At 45.6% G+C, this 226-nt stretch carries 1 tRNA gene; it reads right to left on the reverse strand.

The features are described 5' to 3' along the window. Nucleotides 1-147 precede the first annotated feature (147 nt). A tRNA-Gln gene (locus tag HC728_RS20050) sits at nt 148-222 on the reverse strand. Between the last annotated feature and the right edge of the window lie 4 nt (nt 223-226).

Here is a 226-nt window from a genome sequence, read left to right on the forward strand (position 1 = left end):
TTGAACTCTCACACCTCGCGGCGCCAGAACCTAAATCTGGTGCGTCTACCAATTCCGCCACGTCCGCACAAATATTGTAGTGAAATTGAAGATTGGTGATTCAATAACACGTTGTCATAATCGAAATAAATCAATTACGTTTTAAAATGGCTGGGATACCTGGATTTGAACCAGGGAATGGCGGCATCAAAAGCCGCTGCCTTACCGCTTGGCGATATCCCAACGA

The organism is Aliivibrio sp. S10_S31 (assembly GCF_014694495.1).
Lineage (GTDB): Bacteria > Pseudomonadota > Gammaproteobacteria > Enterobacterales > Vibrionaceae > Aliivibrio > Aliivibrio fischeri.